This is a genomic window from Mesorhizobium sp. B2-4-12 (assembly GCF_006441575.1).
Taxonomy (GTDB): domain Bacteria; phylum Pseudomonadota; class Alphaproteobacteria; order Rhizobiales; family Rhizobiaceae; genus Mesorhizobium.
In genome coordinates this window covers 86,832-104,492 of sequence record NZ_VFVC01000010.1, presented here as the reverse complement: position 1 = coordinate 104,492, position 17,661 = coordinate 86,832, and the positions used below count along the sequence as shown (strand labels likewise).

General features: G+C 63.5%; 17 protein-coding genes. 9 read left to right on the top strand and 8 right to left on the bottom strand.

Features of this window, described 5'->3' with window-relative positions; genetic code table 11:
- Positions 1-2: 2 nt before the first annotated feature.
- The 3 genes from FJ934_RS08885 to FJ934_RS08875 all read left to right on the top strand — a co-directional run bounded on the left by FJ934_RS08885 (position 3) and on the right by FJ934_RS08875 (position 2,128).
- The gene (locus FJ934_RS08885) at positions 3-623 is read left to right on the top strand and encodes an alpha/beta hydrolase (RefSeq protein ID WP_140608829.1); all 621 of its coding nucleotides are present in this window, start codon (positions 3-5) and stop codon (positions 621-623) included.
- Positions 624-625: 2 nt separating this feature from the next.
- Positions 626-925 (top strand): GNAT family N-acetyltransferase, encoded by a 300-nt coding sequence (locus tag FJ934_RS08880; protein WP_140608827.1) that lies wholly within the window; start codon positions 626-628, stop codon positions 923-925.
- 144 nt (positions 926-1,069) lie between these two features.
- Positions 1,070-2,128 (top strand): dipeptidase, encoded by a 1,059-nt coding sequence (locus FJ934_RS08875; RefSeq protein ID WP_140608825.1) that lies wholly within the window; start codon positions 1,070-1,072, stop codon positions 2,126-2,128.
- Between the two features lie 3 nt (positions 2,129-2,131).
- Here the strand turns inward: FJ934_RS08875 and FJ934_RS08870 are convergent, their stop codons facing one another.
- The 4 genes from FJ934_RS08870 to FJ934_RS08855 are packed head-to-tail and all read right to left on the bottom strand — an operon-like array spanning position 2,132 to position 6,826.
- Positions 2,132-2,389 carry a hypothetical protein gene (locus FJ934_RS08870; RefSeq protein ID WP_140608823.1) on the bottom strand — a complete coding sequence of 86 codons (258 nt, stop codon included), beginning with the start codon at positions 2,387-2,389 and terminating at the stop codon, positions 2,132-2,134.
- 2 nt (positions 2,390-2,391) lie between these two features.
- Entirely contained in the window at positions 2,392-3,651 is a 1,260-nt protein-coding gene (locus FJ934_RS08865) for an aminomethyltransferase family protein (protein WP_140608821.1), read from the bottom strand.
- Positions 3,652-3,654: 3 nt separating this feature from the next.
- Positions 3,655-5,220, bottom strand: coding sequence for an NAD(P)/FAD-dependent oxidoreductase (locus FJ934_RS08860; protein WP_140608819.1), 1,566 nt, complete (start codon positions 5,218-5,220; stop codon positions 3,655-3,657).
- Positions 5,207-6,826, bottom strand: coding sequence for an NAD(P)/FAD-dependent oxidoreductase (locus FJ934_RS08855; RefSeq protein ID WP_140608817.1), 1,620 nt, complete (start codon positions 6,824-6,826; stop codon positions 5,207-5,209). The genes FJ934_RS08860 and FJ934_RS08855 overlap by 14 nt, the downstream gene beginning before the upstream one ends.
- A 198-nt stretch (positions 6,827-7,024) precedes the next feature.
- On the opposite strand from FJ934_RS08855, the gene FJ934_RS08850 reads away from it, so the two are divergent.
- The 4 genes from FJ934_RS08850 to FJ934_RS08835 all read left to right on the top strand — a co-directional run bounded on the left by FJ934_RS08850 (position 7,025) and on the right by FJ934_RS08835 (position 10,913).
- A complete protein-coding gene (locus FJ934_RS08850) occupies positions 7,025-7,435 on the top strand; it encodes a hypothetical protein (RefSeq protein WP_140608815.1) in 411 nt (136 codons plus the stop codon).
- Between the two features lie 6 nt (positions 7,436-7,441).
- Entirely contained in the window at positions 7,442-8,155 is a 714-nt protein-coding gene (betI, locus tag FJ934_RS08845; RefSeq protein WP_140608813.1) for a transcriptional regulator BetI, read from the top strand.
- Between the two features lie 25 nt (positions 8,156-8,180).
- Complete coding sequence (locus FJ934_RS08840) at positions 8,181-9,263, top strand: ABC transporter substrate-binding protein (RefSeq protein ID WP_140608811.1); 1,083 nt, start codon at positions 8,181-8,183, stop codon at positions 9,261-9,263.
- A gap of 339 nt (positions 9,264-9,602) precedes the next feature.
- Entirely contained in the window at positions 9,603-10,913 is a 1,311-nt protein-coding gene (locus FJ934_RS08835; RefSeq protein ID WP_181165563.1) for a flavin monoamine oxidase family protein, read from the top strand.
- Here the strand turns inward: FJ934_RS08835 and FJ934_RS08830 are convergent.
- The 3 genes from FJ934_RS08830 to FJ934_RS08820 are packed head-to-tail and all read right to left on the bottom strand — an operon-like array spanning position 10,877 to position 13,738.
- Positions 10,877-11,950, bottom strand: coding sequence for an ABC transporter ATP-binding protein (locus tag FJ934_RS08830; RefSeq protein ID WP_140608919.1), 1,074 nt, complete (start codon positions 11,948-11,950; stop codon positions 10,877-10,879). The genes FJ934_RS08835 and FJ934_RS08830 overlap by 37 nt on opposite strands.
- A gap of 52 nt (positions 11,951-12,002) precedes the next feature.
- The gene (locus FJ934_RS08825) at positions 12,003-12,824 is read right to left on the bottom strand and encodes an ABC transporter permease (RefSeq protein ID WP_140608807.1); all 822 of its coding nucleotides are present in this window, start codon (positions 12,822-12,824) and stop codon (positions 12,003-12,005) included.
- Positions 12,821-13,738, bottom strand: a complete 918-nt coding sequence (locus tag FJ934_RS08820) for an ABC transporter permease (protein WP_140608805.1) — start codon at positions 13,736-13,738, stop codon at positions 12,821-12,823. Before FJ934_RS08820 ends, FJ934_RS08825 begins: the two co-directional genes overlap by 4 nt.
- A gap of 272 nt (positions 13,739-14,010) precedes the next feature.
- Between FJ934_RS08820 and FJ934_RS08815 the strand changes: the two genes are divergently transcribed.
- A complete protein-coding gene (locus tag FJ934_RS08815) occupies positions 14,011-15,429 on the top strand; it encodes an aminotransferase (RefSeq protein WP_140608803.1) in 1,419 nt (472 codons plus the stop codon).
- Between the two features lie 265 nt (positions 15,430-15,694).
- Here FJ934_RS08815 and FJ934_RS08810 read toward each other — a convergent pair whose 3' ends face one another.
- On the bottom strand, positions 15,695-16,897 hold the full coding sequence (locus FJ934_RS08810) for an aromatic ring-hydroxylating dioxygenase subunit alpha (protein ID WP_140608801.1): 1,203 nt from the start codon (positions 16,895-16,897) through the stop codon (positions 15,695-15,697).
- A gap of 348 nt (positions 16,898-17,245) precedes the next feature.
- On the opposite strand from FJ934_RS08810, the gene FJ934_RS08805 reads away from it, so the two are divergent.
- Complete coding sequence (locus FJ934_RS08805; RefSeq protein ID WP_140608799.1) at positions 17,246-17,656, top strand: hypothetical protein; 411 nt, start codon at positions 17,246-17,248, stop codon at positions 17,654-17,656.
- Positions 17,657-17,661: the final 5 nt, after the last annotated feature.

Here is a 17,661-nt window from a genome sequence, read left to right as displayed (position 1 = left end):
CAATGGGCAAGGACGCTTGCACCTATAAGAGCCTGCCCGGTTCGCCGGGCGGTCCCTTGCTGTTCGTCTTCCACGGCACGGGCGGTGACGAGAACCAGCTCGTCTCGCTGGGGCGCGATCTCGCGCCCCAGGCCACCATCGTCTCGCCACGCGGCGATGTGTCGGAGTATGGCGCCGCGCGCTTTTTCCGCCGCACCAGCGAGGGTGTCTACGACATGGACGATCTGGCGCGGGCGACGGACCAGATGACGGGCTTCGTCAAAGCGCATGTCGCGGCGGCGAAGCCCTCGGCAGTCTACGGCCTTGGCTATTCCAACGGCGCCAACATCCTGGCGGTTCTGGTGTTCGAAGCCCCTGAGCTGTTCGACGCTACGGTGCTGATGCATCCGTTGATTCCGTTCGAGCCGGAGGTCAAAGGCAGCCTGGCCGGCTGTCACATCCTGCTGACCGCTGGCAAGCGCGATCCGATCTGCCCGCCGAACCTGACGGCGCGGCTCGAAGCCTATTTGCGTGCCGACGGTGCCGATGTCACAGTGGAGTGGCACGAAGGCGGGCACGAGGTGCGGCCAAACGAGATCGAGGCGGCGCGGCGGCTTTTTGCCGGTATCGCCCAAGGAGTGTAGAGATGCCCGACCAACTGCCCGAGATCGAGCTGGAAGATCGCGACCCCAAAGGCCGCTATGTCCTGCGCGGGCCCGACGGCGCCGAGGCGGAGATGACCTTCACCAAGATCGGCGAGCATCAGCTCATCATTGACCATACCGAAGTGCCGGACGCGTTTCGCGGCCAGGGTGCCGGGCTTCGGCTCGTCACCCGCGCTGTTGAGGACGCGCGCGCCGCGGGCAAGAAGATCATACCGCTTTGCCCGTTCGCCAATGCCCAGTTCCGCCGCCATCCGGAATGGGCCGATGTGCTGAAGCAGTAGGCGCGCAGGCACTTTTTGGCAGGCAGCAACGGGGGACGAAGGGGCAGTCCCCGCTGCCAGCCGGCATTGTAATTTGCGCCGACCGTGCATCTTGCCTAGATAGGATATATCGCCGCGCCGACAAACGAATTGAATGATCCCCCGATGACCGAAACAGATCTCGTCCCCGTCTTCGACGGCCACAACGACACGCTGCTCAGACTCTATCAGTCGAAGGACACGGACGTCGAAAAGCTGTTCGTCGAAGGGAAATCGGGCGGGCATATCGACCTGCCGCGCGCCAAGGCTGGTGGCTTCGCCGGCGGCATGTTCGCCATCTTCCCGCCGCCGGTCGAAAAGGCCAGGCGCAGCGCCGTGCCCTCGGCGCCGAGCGCCAGCGAGCCGCTGCCGCCAGAGGTGCCGCGCGCCGATGCGCTCAATTCGACGATCGCCATGGCCTCGATCCTGTTCCGGCTCGAGCGGGCGGGAGCGCTTGCCGTCTGCCGCAGTGCCGGCGATATCCGCAACGCCATGGCCAAAGGCACGATTGCCGCCGTGTTCCACATCGAGGGCGTCGAGGCGATTGATCCTGAACTCACCATGCTCGACGTGCTGCATGCCGCCGGACTGCGTTCGCTCGGTATCGTCTGGAGCCGGCCGAACGCCTTCGGCCACGGCGTGCCGTTCCGCTTTCCGTCCTCGCCCGACACCGGCCCGGGCCTGACCGATGCCGGCAAGGCGCTGGTCAAGGCCTGCAACGAACTCAAAATCATGATCGACCTCTCGCATCTCAACGAGAAGGGCTTTCGCGATGTCGTGGGCCTCAGCGACGCGCCCCTGGTCGCCACCCACTCCAACGTGCATGCGATATGCGGCCATTCGCGCAACCTCACCGACTGGCAGCTCGGCGCGATCCGCGAATCCGGCGGCATGGTCGGGCTGAATTTCGCCACCGGGTTTTTGCGCGAGGACGGCCGCATGAATGCCGATACCAGCCTCGATCTCATGGTGCGCCACATCGATTCCCTTTTGCAGGCCCTGGGCGAGGACGGTGTCGGCCTCGGTTCTGATTTCGACGGCGCCATGATCCCGGCCGTGATGGGTGACGTCGCCGGCTTGCCGAAGCTGATCGATGCACTGGCGGCACGCGGTTTCGGTCGCGCGCTGATCGAGAAGATCGCCTATCGCAACTGGTTGGGCATGCTGGAAAGAACGATAGGATAGAGCCTATTCGAAGCCCATGCGCTTCAGCCAATCCTTGCCGACACCGCGATCCCTGATGATCGGCAGCGGGTTCTCCGAATCCAGCCTTGCGCAGATGCGGTAGACTTCGAGCGTCTCGGCGCTCATCTCGTCACGCTTGTAGAAGAACATGGCGGCGGCATAGCGCGTGCGTCCGGACCATTTCTCGCCGAGTGGCGTGTTGACCAGTTGCCACTGTTCGGCGGCTTCCCCACCATCGTCCAGCTTGTCGGCTTCGTCCATGGTCAGAAATCCGCCGGCGGATTGGCGGTGCGGCGGTCGAGCTTGATGAAAGGCCGCGCCACCACCTTGGCCCGCTTCATAAGCTTCTGATACTGCAGCTCGCGCATGGCGTAGATTTCGACCCAGAGGTCTTCCACGACAGTATCACCGTATGGCCGCGCCAGGGAGGCGATAGCGATGTTTCGCTTGGCCATTGGCGACCACATGGCGGCGCTGACAAGGCCAACTTCCTGGCTTTTCTTGTGGTAGACGATGGCGTGTTCGGCAGGGATGTTGCCTTCGATCTCCAGTCCGACCAATACATGGCGCAACTGGCGCTTGGCGCGCGCTTCGAGAATGGCGCGGCGGCCGTTGAAGTGGCCTTTTTCCGGATCGATCATGAAGCCGAGCCCGATCTCGTCGGGCATGCGCGGACGGTCGGCGCGGATGGCATGCTCGGCGGTGGTGAAGTCGGCATTGGCAACGATCAGCCCGGCCTCGAGCCGCGCGCGGTTGAGCGCGGTGTAGCCGATCGCGCGGATACCGCGCAGTTCGCCAGCGGCCATCAGCCGGTCCCAGAGGCTCAACGCCTTTTCGGCTGGGACGAAGAGTTCGTACCCGAGATCGCCGGTGAAGCCGGTGCGCGATATGGTGATGGTGCCGCCATCATGAGCAAACTCGGCGAGGTCGAAGATCTTCAATCCCTCGACACCGGCAAAGCCGGCGTCGCGCAATACGGCGAAGGAGGTCGGCCCTTGCAGCGCGAGCCCGGCGACGGCCTCGGTTTCTTCCTCAACGACGACGTCGAAACCAATGGCGCTATCCAGCAGCCACGGCAGATGCCGCTCCTGCGAGCACAGGCGAAAGCGTGTCGGCGACAGACGGAACAGGGTGCCGTCGTCCAGCACAAATCCTTCATCGTCGCACCAGGCGGTGTAGTGGACGCGTCCCGGCCTGAGCTTGCTGACATCGCGCAGCGTGACGCGATCGAGGAAGGCTTCGGCCTCCGGTCCCTCGATCCGGTATTTGGTCATCGGCGAAATGTCGAACAGGGCCGCCTGGCTGCGGATAGCGAAGTATTCCAGCTCCTCGTCCCACAGCGAATGCGGGGCGCGGTAGCCGGCCCAATTGTACCAATCCTGGGTTTTGGCCAACGCGTCGAGGCGCGGCTGGAATGGTGTGCCGAGGCGCAGCGTGCGGAAATGCCCCTGGGCGGCGATGCGGGTGGAAACAGCCGCATCGGCTGGCCTTGCAACGGGCTTCTTCCTGGTTGCCTGAGCCATGGCCTACCTCTTCATCGCAATGATACGCCGTGCGGCGTTCAAGCCCGGTGCACCCGAGACGCCGCCGCCGGGATGCGAGCCGGCGCCGGCGAGAAACAGGCCTTCGAGCGGCGTGTCGTAGCCGGACCAGCCGGAGACGGGGCGCGAGACCAGCATCTGGTCGGCCTGCAACTCGCCATGGTGCCAATGGCCGCCTGGTATGCGGTAGCGTGTCTCGATATCGGCCGGCGTCAGAAGCTCGGCATGGACAACGCTCTTGCCGATGCCAGGCGCGTAGGCTTCGAGCTGCGCCATGATCGCCTCGAGGAATTTCGGTTTGCCGGCATCCCAGCCTTCTTTCAGCGCATAGGGTGCGTATTGCACCACCGCCGACAGAACGCAGGCGCCATCTGGTGCCAGCGACGGATCGGCAAGGCTGGGCAGCGTGATCTCCATCACCGGTTCGGGCGAGAACTCGCCGTATTTCGATGGATTGAAGGCGCGCTCGACGTGATCGGGCGAGGGCGCGATGATAAGTCTGCCCTTTTGAGTGGCGGCATCGACACCCGTGAACTGCGGCGGCCGGTCAAGTGCCAGATGAAGCTTGGCGGCATCACCCTTCATGCGTATATTTTTCACCTTGCGAACAAAGCCGGTGTCGATCTCGCGCGGCCCGACGAGCTCGAGGAAGGTGGTCGCCGGATTGATGGCCGAGACGATCGTGCGGGCCCGCAGTTCCTCGCCAGTGTCGAGCGCGACGCCGACGGCGCGGCTTTTTTCGACGATGATCTTTGCCACCGGCGACGATGTGCGGATGGTGACGCCAGCCTTTTCCGCCGACGCGCGGATGGCGGTGACGACGGCGCCCATGCCGCCCCGCGGCAATGCCTGCGCGCCGGCCACTCCGGAGGTCTCGCCAGCGAGTCGGTAGTAGAGGCCGAGCAGCGAGGTCGGCGAGCGCGGGCCAAGGTGGCTGCCGAGCGTCGCGTCGAAGGCCAGCAGTCCCTTCAGCCTGTCGTAGGTGAGCTGCTCGTCGAGCAGGTCGGCGACATTCATCAGCAGGACGCGCAGAAAGTCGCGCATGTCTTCCTTGCCGAGCTTTTTCAAGGCCAGTGCGGTCTGACCGAGAGAAGCCGTCTCCAACAGCGACATGCCGGCAAGGTCGGGCGCGCGTCGGGAGAGGAATGGCTTCAAGCTGCCGGCATAGCGCAGCAGTTGCGCGCGCAGTTCCTTCCAAGCGGACTGTTCCCTCGAGCTGGCGCCGGCCAGCACTTCCCCATAGGCACCATGCAGGACAAGCGGCGGGCCGTCCTTCGACAGCGCAACCGACGGCAGGAAGTCAGCGCGGGCGAATTGCAGCCCATGTCTCTCCAGTTCCAGCGTCTTCACCACATCGGGATGCAGACGGTTCAGCAGATGGGCGATCGAGGAGGCGCGGAAGCCCGGGGCGAATTCCTCGGTGCGCGCGGCGCCGCCGGCTTCGGCCGCGGCCTCCAGCACCAGCACCTTGCGGCCGGCTTTGGCCAGCGTGGCCGCGGCGACGAGGCCGTTATGGCCGCCGCCAATGACGATTGCATCAGATGACGTCATGGGCCGGGCTCATATTTGAGGTGGATTTGGCGAGATCGCGCAGGATTTCAGCCGCGGCATTGCGGCCGGGCGCGCCCATCACGCCACCGCCTGGATGGCTCGAGGAGCCGCACATGTAGAGCCCACCCACCGGCGAGCGATATTGCGCGTAGCCCGGCACCGGGCGGTTGAACAGCAGCTGGTCGAAGGTCAACTCGCCCTGGAAGATGTTGCCTTCGGTGAGGCCGACCTCGGCCTCGATCTCGCGTGGCGTACGCACCTCCATGTGGACGATGCGGTCGCGGAAGCCCGGTGAATACTGAGCGATCTGTGAAATCACGCTTTCTGCGAAGCCGTCGCGATCGGCATCGGTCCATTCACGGCCGGCGATCTTCGGCGGCGCGTATTGCACGAAGCAGCTCATGAAATGTTTGCCGGGCGGCGCCATGGTCGGGTCGAGCGTGGTCGGGATCATCATGTCGAGGAACGGGTCGGCCGACCAGCGCCCGCCCTTCCAGTCGTCATAGGCGCGCTCCATGCGTTCCACCGAATCGGTGAAATGCATGTCGCCGCGATAGACCGGCGAATCCTTCGGCAACGCCGGGAATTCCGGCAGCGAATCGAGCGCGATGTTGAGCTTGCCGGAGGAGCCTCGAATCTTGAAGTTCTTCACCCGGCGCAGGAAGATGTCGGGCAGTTCCTTCTCTTCGACCAGCTTCAGGAAGGTGCGCTTCACGTCGGCGTTGGAGACGACCAGCTTGCCGTAGATCTCCTCGCCGCCGGCCAGCACCACGCCCTTGGCCTTGCCCCGGTTCACCAGCACATGGTCGACCTCGGCGCCGGTGCGGATGGTTCCACCCGAGGCCTTGAACGATGCAGCCAGTGCCCTGGTGACCGCCCCCATGCCGCCGCGCGCATATCCCCAAGCCCCGACCGAACCGTCGACCTCGCCCATATAGTGGTGCAAAAGTACATAAGCCGTGCCCGGCGACATCGGTCCGAGCGCGGTGCCGATGATACCGGACAGCGCGAAGTTCGCCTTGATGACATCGGTTTCGAAATGCTCGTCGAGGAATTCCGAGATCGACATCGTCCAGAAGCGCAAGGTCAGCGCCATCTCCTCGGCGGAGAGGCCGGCAAACTTTTTCCCCAGATAGAGAAGTTCGCCGAGATCGCGCGGCCGCAGGCTGGTCGGGTCGGGCGCGGTGCGCATCAAGAGCGGCTGGATGAAGCGGCACTGCCGCGTTACGTCGCGGGCGTAGCGGTCATAGGCCTCGGCATCGCGCCTGGAGAAGCGGGCGAATTCGCGCCGGTGTGCGTCATGGTCGCGGTAATTGGCGAGATAATCGCCATCGCGGGTGAACACCGCGCCGCCCTCGTAGGAGATGACCTGCAGGCCGAAGCGCGGCAGTTCGAGGTCGCGCATGATCTCGGGCCGAAACAGCGAGCAGACATAGGAGCAGTTGGAATAGAGGAAGCCCGGGGTCAGCTCGCGGCTGGTGGCCGCGCCGCCGACCCAATCGTTCTTCTCGACCACCAGCACGTCGAGCCCGGCCCGCTGCAGATAGCAGGCATTGACCAGGCCGTTGTGTCCGCCGCCAATGACGATCGCATCCCAAGCTTTCATTGTGGCCCAATTTTCATATGCGGCCCGCTCTTCATTTTTGCGTGATCTGTTCCCGAATGCGCCGAATTTGGCATGGCATCGGGCAATTTGTCCAGCCATTTTGAATGAATGTTCAACAAATGATGTTGTGTTTTCGCCCGTATGCGCTACGCTTTGCCGGCATTCGAAATGAGCATTCATCGATTGGATCGAGGGCTGATGATCGAAACGGCTGATGCCGAACCGGAGTATGATGACACCGCCATCCGCTTTCTCGAGGCGCTATGGGGCAATGGGTACCTGTCGCAGGGCGGCCCGGACGAGGTCGACCGCGTGGTCGACGGGATATTGTCTTTCGCCATGGCGTCGCCGGCGCGCTATGCGCAGGCAATGCGCCAAGCGGGTTTTGCCGATGGCATCGTCAGGGACCGCAACCCGTGGTATCGCGAGGTCGCGCGCGGCGAGTTGCAAAGGCTGAAAGGGCCGCTCTATGCGCCGGTCGCCGCCGTGGTCGGCGCCGCCTATGTCGACAAGAACATCCGAACCTGGGAGGCCATGCAGAAGGTGCTTGACAGTGGCGAGCACCGTCCCACTCATCTTCGCGGGTGGAAGCCGGATGCGATTGGATAGCCGGCGATGCTGGAGACCATCACACGCATGAAGACGGCAGACGCCAGGGACGCCCTCCTTGAACCGGCACAAAAGGCTGAATCCGAGAAGCGCGGACGCAAGGCCTCGAAGGAGGTCAGGCAACTTCAGCTCATCGAGGCGACGATCGATTCACTCGCCAAGCGCGGCTATTCGGAGACGACGATGGCCGATGTCGCCGACGGCGCCGGCCTGTCGCGCGGCATCGTCAACTTCCACTTCGAGAGCAAGGAAAAGCTGCTCGTAGCGACGCTGCAGCACATGTATGACGAATATTCGGCCCATTGGCGCAACGCGCTGCAGAAGGCGGGGGATGACCCGGCCCGCCAGCTTCAGGCCCTGGTCGCCGCCGATTTCGACCGCTCGATCTGCAACAAGCGCAAGCTTGCCGCCTGGTGCGCTTTCTGGGGCGAGGCCAAGTCACGGCCGACCTACCAGGCGTTGAGCAGCGCCCGGGACGCCGTCTACCAGAACATCTTCATCGAGCTTTGCGCGGCGCTGAAGGAAAGCGGCGGCTATGCCTATGAGCCGCAGGTCATGGCGCTGGCGCTCAGTGCCATGACGGAGGGGTTGTGGCTACGCTTGATGATGGGCACCGAGGACACCACCCGCGAGACCGCCTTGCAGGCGGCGAACGAATTCCTGTCGGCGGCTTTCCCGAGACACTACGCGCCGAAGGCCGCCGGGGCGACGAAACCATAAGAAAACCACAGAGGATGGAACAGCAATGAAGCAATTCACTCGACGCCTGACGCTGACATTGGCGCTTGCCGGGACACTGGCGGCTTCAGCCGCGGCCCTGGCGCTCGCCGCCGACAAGGACCTGATCGTGTTCGACTGGTCCGGATACGAAGCCCCCAACTTCCATCCGAAATATGTCGAGAAGAACGGCGATTCGCCGACCTTCGCCTTCTTCGGCGATGAGGACGAGGCGTTCGAGAAGGTCCGTTCCGGCTTCAAGGCCGATATCGGCCATCCCTGCTCGCAGAGCGTGGTGAAATGGCGCGAGGCCGGCCTGCTGCAGCCGCTCGACACGTCAAGGATCGCGGGCTGGAAAGACCTCAGTCCCGGCATCATGGCGATGAAGAATCTCGCCATGACCGACGACGGCAAGGCGTGGTTCATGCCGTGGGACTGGGGCAATACGCAGCTCACCTACAACTCCTCCAAGATCGACGAGAAGGACATCCAGTCGCTGAAGGCGTTCGCCGATCCGAAGTACAAGGGCCGGGTGTCGATCGGCGACAATGTCGACGACGCCTATGCACTTGCAGCCCTCGCCATCGGGCTGAAGGACTGGACCAAGATGACGGACGACCAGTTCAAGCAGGCGTCCGATTTCCTGCGCCAGGTGCACAAGAACGTCCGCTCCTACTGGACCGACACGACAGATATCGTGCAGTTGCTCTCCGGCGGAGAGGTCGACCTCGCCTGGGCCTGGAACGACGCGACCGTGCAGTCGGTCGCCGCCGGCGTGCCGATCAAATCGAAGAAGGACACGGCGGAGGGCATATCGACCTGGGTTTGCGGCTATGTGCTGTTCAAGGACGCGCCGGGCAATACCGACAAGGCCTATGACTACCTGAACGCGGTCAATGATCCGGAGATCGCCAAGGTGCTGGTCAAGGACTGGGGCTACGGACAGGCCAACGCCAAGGGCATGACTGGCGTCGACCAGGCCATCCTGAAGGAGAAAGGCTATGACGAGGTACAGAAATTCGTCGACAAGACGCTGTTCCAGTCGCCGTTGCCGTCAGATCTCAAGCTGAAGATGATCGCCGAATTCGAGAAGATCAAAGCCGGCTATTGAGTGCTGCGGAAACGACCGGTCGCTCCTGAACTGAAACGGCGTGGCGCAATGGCTTCAATGGCGGTTTGTGGTTGTTTGGCAGGTGCAGATCGCCGATACCGTTGATTTCGGCAATTGATGGTTGGAGACAAGTCAGAAAAGTCCATTGTCTGGAGCCGAACCGGTCGGGCTCGCCAAAGCCTTTGAATTCTCCTAACCTCCCCTCAATTCGGGATGGGCGGAGTACTCGGCCATGACATCCATGCTACACCGCTTTGCGCTCGCCGCTGTCGTCACCGCCGGCGCGGGCACCGCCTATGCGCTTGCCGAAGGCGGTGGCGGCCAGATCAAGGCCGGCTGTTGACGCACGAACCGGAAAGAACCGACGTCGTCATCGTTGGCGCCGGCTTCACCGGCCTGTCGGCGTCGCTCGAGTTGAAGGCAGCCGGCGTCGGTTTCCTGCTGCTCGAAGCGCGCGACCGCGTCGGCGGGCGGGTCGAAGCTCGACAGAACGGGCTCGGCGAACGGATCGACAGCGGCGGCCAGTTCCTCTGCGAGGACATGCCGGAAGTGATGGCGCTGGCCAGGGCGCGTGGCAAGACATTCGTCGAGACCTATGTCGAAGGCGAGTTCATCACTCATCCGTCGATGTCGGCAAGGAACGCCAAGCGGACCTATCACGGCGCAATGGCGATCCGCGAGCGTATGAACGGGATCGAGCCGGACGACCCCTCGATAGCCGGCATGAGCGTCGCCACCTGGCTGGAGCATCAGCACGATCACACCGATGCCAAGGCGGCCTTCCGTTCGATGATCGAGGGCCTGTGGTGCCTGGCGGCGGACAAGGTGCCGCTCTGGTACCTGATCGACAATGACCGGCGCATCACCAACGAGGTGCCTGAGCTGCAGTATTTCCTGCGCGAGACCATGCAATCACTGGCCGAGGATCTGGCTGGCGACCTCGGGGACCGGGTGCGGCTCGGCCAACCGGTCACGCGCATAGAGCACGGACCGCAAGGGGTTCGCATCGTCTCAGGCCATGGCGTGATCGAGGCGCGCGAAGTGCTGGTCGCGCTGCCCCCGGCGACGGCCGCGAAGCTCGACTTCGCGCCCGCTTTGCCAGCGGCTCTCCAGAGAGCGCTTGGCGCCTGGGAGAGCGGCGCGGTGATCAAGATCCTGGTGCGCTATGCCAGGCCGTTCTGGCGGCAGCGGGGTCTGAGCGGCATGGTGATGTGGCGCGATCTGCCGGGGCTGTTTGCCTGCGACGTCAGCAAGGACGCGGAGCACGCAGCGCTCGTCGTTTTCGTCGGTGGACCGCTGGCGCTGCGCTGGCGAGCACTGAGCGAGGCGGCGCTGCGTGCGGAAGTGACGGCCAGGCTCGCAGATGCGCTCGGCCCCGACGCGGCGGGCATTGCCGACTTCAGCTTGCGCGACTGGATAGAGGACCGTTGGAGCGGTGGCGCCTACAGTGATCTCATCGTCGACGTAACGGCGAGGGATGCCGAGCGCACAATTCTCGGCGGCGCGCCACGAGTTCATTTCGCCGCTTCGGAATTGTCGCCTTCATTCCCGGGCTATGTCGAGGGCGCCATGATTGCGGGGCGCATCGCGGCGCGCAGGATCGTCTCCGGACTTCAGTCCGCCATCGCTACTAAAGCCTCGGGATCGTAGGCGAGGCGGATCGAGGTGCCGACCGGAATGTCGTCAGCGCCAAAATCGTTGGTCTCGGTGACCGACAGCGGCTTTTCCAGGCCCGGTATCTCGACGATGAGATGGGTGATCTCGCCGAAATAATGGCGCTCCACCACCTTGCCGGCGACTTCGAACTTTGCCGTCGCATTGTCCCACAGAACGCGCAGCCGCTCCGGCCGGATGCCGAGCGTGGCGCCGCCGCCATTGCGCACGAAGGCCTTCGGCTTGTCGGTCTTGACGCGGCCGAAGCCCAGCGTGTCGACAACCAGCGAGGCACTGTTCTCCTCGACGATCTCTGCCTTGACGAAATTCATGCCGCCGAGGAAGTCGGCGACCTGACGGTTGACCGGGCGCTGGTAGATCTCCTTGGGCGAGGCGACCTGCGCGATCCTGCCGCCGAACATCACGGCGATGCGATCCGACATGGCGAGCGCCTCGTACTGGTCGTGGGTGACCAGCACGAAGGTGATGCCGACCGCCTGCTGCAGACGGCGCAGCTCGACCTGCATCTGCTCGCGCAGCTTCTTGTCGAGCGCCGACAGCGGTTCATCGAGCAGCAGCACCTTGGGCCTCATCACCAGCGCGCGGGCAAGCGCCACCCGCTGCCGCTGGCCGCCGGAAAGCTCGGTCGCGCGCCGCTTGCCCAAGCCCGTCAGCGATACCTGCGCCAGCGCCTCCTCGACGCGGCGTTTCTCCTCACCGCCCTGCAGCTTCAGCCGCTTCAGCCCATAGGCGACGTTCTGCTCGACATCGAGATGCGGGAAGATCGCGTAGCTCTGGAACACCATATTGGTCGGCCGTCGATTGGCCGGGATGCCTTCCATCGGCTGGCCGCCGACCGCGATCGAACCGCTGGTCGGATTGTCGAAGCCGGCGATCATGCGCAGCAGCGTGGTCTTGCCGCAGCCGGACGGGCCGAGCAGCGAGAAGAATTCGCCTTCCCTTATGGTCAGGGAGGTGTCGTCCAGCGCCTTGAACGCGCCATAGCTGCGGGTGACGTTGCGGATATCGATCATCGGCCGGTCGGATTGAGCCCGGTCCGCTCGGGGACGCTCGACTTGCGGCTGCTCAGGCATAGAGGCCTCCCTCGTTCTGGCTGCGTCTGGCCGCACGGCGGCGCAGGATTTCGGCGACGGTCATCAAAAGGAAAGAGGCGACCAAAAGCAGCGTACCGAGCGCTAGAACGCCCGGCAGTTTCGCGGCGAAGCGCAACTGGCCCCAGATGTAGATCGGCAGCGTCGCTTCGGTGCCGGTCAGGAAGAAAGCGATGATGAACTCGTCCAGCGAGATGGTGAAGCAGACCAGCAGGCTGGAGATGATCGCCGGCGCCACCATCGGCAACGTCACCCGCCGGAAGGTGCCGAAGGCGCTTTCGCCGAGATCGGCCGAGGCTTCCTCGAGACTGCGGTCGAAGCCCTCGAAGCCTGAGGTCAGCACAGTCATCGAATAGGGAATGCAGATCAGCACGTGGCCGAGCACTACGGTGAACAGCGACAGGCTGAGGCCCAGTTGCAGCATCACCAGCAGCATGGAGATGGCCACGATCACCTCGGGCAGCACCAGCGGCGCCATGATCAGGCCATTGATGGTGCGGCGGCCGGGGTAGCGGTAGCGGGTGATCGAGCGGGCGGCGAGAATGCCGAGCACGGTGGCGAGAACCGAGGCGGAGATGCCCACGATCAGGCTGTTCCAGGCGGCGTCGAGCAAGGCCGGCGTGTTGGGCAGGTCCTCGTACCATTTGAGCGTATAGCCGGTGAGCGGGAATTTCGGCGTCGGGGCGGTGTTGATCGAGAAGATCGGCAGGAAGATGACCGGCAGATAGAGGAAGACGACGTAGAGGACCGCATAGGCCGACAGCCAGCCACCCGGCAGGAAGCGCCGCGTTCTCATCGTGCCAGCCTCTGCAATGCGCGGATGATCAGCACCGTGGCGCCGGCCATCAGGGTGACGATCACCATGGTGGTGACGGAAAGGGCCGCGCCCAGCGGCCAGTTGGCCGCCTTGCCGAACTGCGCCTGGATGGCGTTGGCGATCATGACGCCGTCCTTGCCGCCGACGAGTTTCGGCGTGACATAGTCGCCGACGGTCGGGATCATGACGATCAGCGCCGCCGAGATGACGCCCGGCGCCGACAACGGCAGGGTCACGCGCAGGAACGAGCGCAAGGGACCGTCACCGAGGTCGGTCGCCGCTTCGACCAGCGTGCGGTCGACCTTTTCCAGGGAGACGAAGATCGGCAGGATGGCGAAGGCCGCCCAGGCATGGGCCAGCGTGATGATCACGGCGCTTGAATTGTAGAGCAGGGCCGTGGACGGCTCGTCGATGACGCCGAGGCCCATCAAGCCGGAATTCAAGACGCCGTTATAGCCGAGGATGACCTTCCACGACATGACGCGCAGGAGATAGCTGGTCCAGAACGGGATGGTGATGAGGAACAGCCACAGGCTCTTGTGGCGGCCGCCATGGAAGGAAATGAAGTAGGCGATCGGGTAGGCCAGGACGACGGTGAAGAGGCTGACCGTCAGCGAGATGTAGAGCGAGCGCCACAACAGATCGCGGTAAATCGGCTCAGTCAGCGCGACGCGGTAGTTTTCCAGCGTGAAGGTGCGGTCGATGGTCAGGTAGTGCTGCGTCCAGAAGGAGTGGGCAATGACCACCAGGATCGGCAGGACCAGCAGGATGAGGGCGTAGAGAAATGTCGGGCTGATCAGGGCAAAGCCCTGAACGGGTTCGGATTGCAGAAGGGCATTTCGTCTGGCCCGCGTCATGCGCAACGGGGGCGACCCTTCCGCGGCCACTGTCATTGCCAGACTCCGGGGGGCAGGGCTGCGGGCGTAATCTCGGTTGCTGGCCTGGATTGTTCCGCCATCGGCATCCCATCGTGCTGACGCCGACTGCTTGTTCCCCTTGCCGGCTTTCTTTCATCATGCACGCATCCGCGGATTGAAATCAAGCGCCATTTCTGAGATATTGATTGAACGGACATTCAAAATCAGGTGAAGAAAGCCCTCGTTTCCGGCATTCGACACCGGATTGAATGCTCCGGGAAAAATCGACGAGAGATGTGGAGGCGACGATGGCGGCGGTACGGGATATGAAGGTGATCGAGATGGCAGCACCCGGGTGTGACGATGCCGTCGACCTGGCCAAGCGCCATCTCATCCAGCCCTGGCCCTACGCTGGTTCCGTCGGTGCCGAGGCGCGCGCGCTGATCGGCGAGGGCGATGGCATCTACATCACCGACAATGCCGGCAAGCGGCTGATCGACGGGCCGGCCGGCATGTGGTGCGTCAATGTTGGCCACCGCCGCGAGGAACTGGCCAGGGTGATGTACGACCAGGCGATGGCGCTGTCCTACAATACGCCCTGGTACACGATGAACGCGCCGTCGGCGGAGCTTGCCACGCGCATCGCCGGCCATGCGCCCGGCGATCTCAGCCACGTCTTCTATACTACTGGCGGCTCTTCGGCCGTGGAGACGGCGCTGCGCTTCATGCAGTTCTACAACAATGTGCGCGGCCGGCCGGAAAAGAAGCTGATCCTGAGCCGGGGCGGGGCCTATCACGGCTCGACCTATCTCTCGGCCTCGCTCAACGGCCGCCCGCGCGACCGCGACTGGATGGACGGTGCCGACGAACTGGTGATCAAGCTGTCCTCGCCCGATCCGTTCCGCCGCCCGCAAGGCATGAGTCTTGCCGCCTTCACGGATTTCCTCGTCGACCAGTTCCGCAACACCGTCGCCCGCGTCGGCGCCGACAAGATCGGCGCTTTTGTCGGCGAGCCGGTGCAGGCCTCCGGCGGTGTCGTGGTGCCGCCCGACGGCTATCTCAAGCGCATCCGCGAGATCTGCCGCGACAATGACATCCTCTATGTCTCCGACGAGGTGGTGACGGGCTTTGGCCGGCTTGGTCATGTCTTCGCCTCGGGTGACGTCTTTGGCATCGATCCCGACATGATCACCTTCGCCAAGGGCGTCACCTCGGGCTATTTCCCGCTCGGCGGCGTCATCATTTCGGAACGGCTTCTGGGGGAACTGCGCCGCTCCAACCATCCCGACGCATTGTTCGGCCATGGGCTGACCTACACCAGCCATCCTGTCGGCTGCGCCGTGGCGCTGAAAAATCTCGATTTGCTGGAAGAAGGCGTGCTGGCGCATACGCGAGACGTCGCGCCTTATTTCCAGGCGCGGCTGAAGACATTGGAGGAATTGCCGCTGGTCGGCGAGGTGCGCGGCATGGGGCTAATGGGCTGCGTCGAATGCGTGGCCGACCGCGAAAGCAAGGACCCGCTGCAGCTCGACAAGGATGTCGGCAAGCGCATCGATGCCCATTGCCACGAGCTTGGCCTGCTGGTGCGGCCGCTGATCAATATGTGCGTGATGTCGCCGCCGCTGGTCATCACCCGCGAGCAGATCGACGACATGGTCGGCATCCTGCGCGAAGGCATTTCGCGGACCATGGATGATTTGAGGAAAGAGGGTGTTTGGCGGGGGTGACGTTTCTCCCTTCTCCCCGTTCTACGGGGAGAAGGTGGCGGCAGCCGGATGAGGGGCGGCGCTGACATTCGCTATTGGCCGTGTTTAAGAGCTTCATCCGTCTGAGGCGATAAACCTTACCGGCTGGCGCAGCGCCGGCTCACAAGAATTCAGTCAGACGATCATCTTCTGCGGTTTGCGGGCGAGCCAATCGCGAGGCGTTGGCGCCGCCCCTCATCCGCCCTTCGGGCACCTTCTCCCCGTGAAACGGGGAGAAGGAAGGGTGCTACCCCCTCGACCTCAGCGCGTCGTTCAAATTCCACATGTCCTTCTCCTCCGGCGCGGTCTCCAGGCCGAGCACCGGCAGCATCTTGCGCAGATGGTCGTGGTGGGTGCGCACGCCATATTCGAGGTCGGAGAGATAGAATCCGCCGAAGGCTTCGGACAGCATGGATTCGTTCGACCATACCGAAAGCTGCATGTCTTCCGACATGGTGTCGCGGTCGATGCGGAACGAAAGGTAGCGGGCAGCGGCCTGCTCGCGGCTTTCGTCGCGGTAGCGATAGATGGCGCCGCGCAGCAGGGTCTCCCCTGTCGACAGCGGGAACTCCTGATAGAACTGCACCGATTCCGGCATCACCGAGAGGACGGCGTTGGGGAAGATACCGTAATAGACCCAGGCCTTCTTCAGGTGTTCGGGCAGGTGTGTCGGCTCGGGCGCGATCTTGACGTAGTTCCTTACGCTCCAGCGGCGGCCGGCATGCGGGCTATAGGTGGCGAAGGACCGCGACACGCCATTGATGAAGGGCTCGTCGAAATAGGTCGCGCCATAGAGGTCCTGCAGGGCAGGATGCGCCATGGCGACGTGATAGCCTTCATTGTCGACGTCGCGCACCGACTTCCAGTTGACCGGGGTCTTCTTGGTCCAGATGCCCCAGGACGGCACCATGTCGGCGGCCTTGTAATGCGCGAATTCGGTCTCGATCGGCCTCATAAGCTCGGCGACCGAAGGCTGCGGCCCGCCATTGCGGAAGCGGATGAAGATAAAGCCCATCCAAATTTCCAGATCGAGCTGCATCAGGCCGAACTCGGCTTTGTCGAGATCGGGGAAGGAGCGCGGGCGCGCGGCGCCACGCAGCGTGCCGTCGAGATTGTAGACCCAGCCATGGAATGGGCACACCAGCGCGTTCTTGCAATTGCCCTGACTGTCGGCGACGACGCGGCTGCCGCGGTGACGGCATATATTGTTGAAGCCGCGCACGACGCCGTCCTTGCCGCGTACGATCAAGGCGCGTTCACCCACCACGTCCATGGTCAGGTAGTCGCCGGCATTCGGGATGTCGCTGATGTGTCCGGCGATCTGCCAATGGTTGCGGAAGACATGCTCCTTCTCGAGTTCGAGAAGGGCGTCGGAATGGTAACTCCAGCCCGGCAGGCCCCGCCGGTCCCAATCGTTGGGGATCGCCACGTCACGGAGGTGCGGGGTCATAGAAGTCTCTTCTATTTGTTGAATGCTCATTCAATAAAAGCATATTTTGCATTCAAATGCAATGGCTTGTGAAGATCGGTATGGTTTTGGTGCGGAATTTTCCTGTTATCCATCGCTGAATCCAGCGCCGCCGCCGACCTGAAAAACCCCGGAGAATCCGGGTGTTAGCCTGCGGTTTCAAAGCCGCTTCCTGGTTGCATGATGCCCGGAATGACTGATTTTGCCCGGTTCTGCCCGAAGTGCTGTTTCAAAACCGTTACAAGCCTGACTTTACGTCATCGTTCTGCTGTTACAAGCCGCGATTAGGTTCACTTTATTGAAAAAAGAAAATCAACGAAGGGAACTACGATGCATGCGAAAGTTCAGATCCTCAGCGGCGACCGTCGGCTCCAGGCTCCAGAGCGCGCTGACCGCCGCCCGAAACTGGCCCTGCGTCAGCGCGCCAGTGACCACCCGATGGCAATGTTCATGGCGCTGGCTGCTTGCGCCTTCGCCTGCCTGGCGTTCACGCCGGCGGCCGGCCCGGCCTTCGCTTCGCTCAATCCCCCAGCCAACATCGTCGAAGGCGCGCTGACCACCACAAGGACCGCGCGCCTGCCGATGTCGGCGGTCGACTTCGCATGCAAGGGGCAGGCTTGGGGCGCCGAGAGCGTGGATTGTCTGCGCGCCATCGCCGAGCAGTCCGGAACGCACAAGGCCCGCGCGATCCGCATGACCGCCAACGCCGCGCCTCTGACCAACACGCCGAACATCGTCTGAATTCC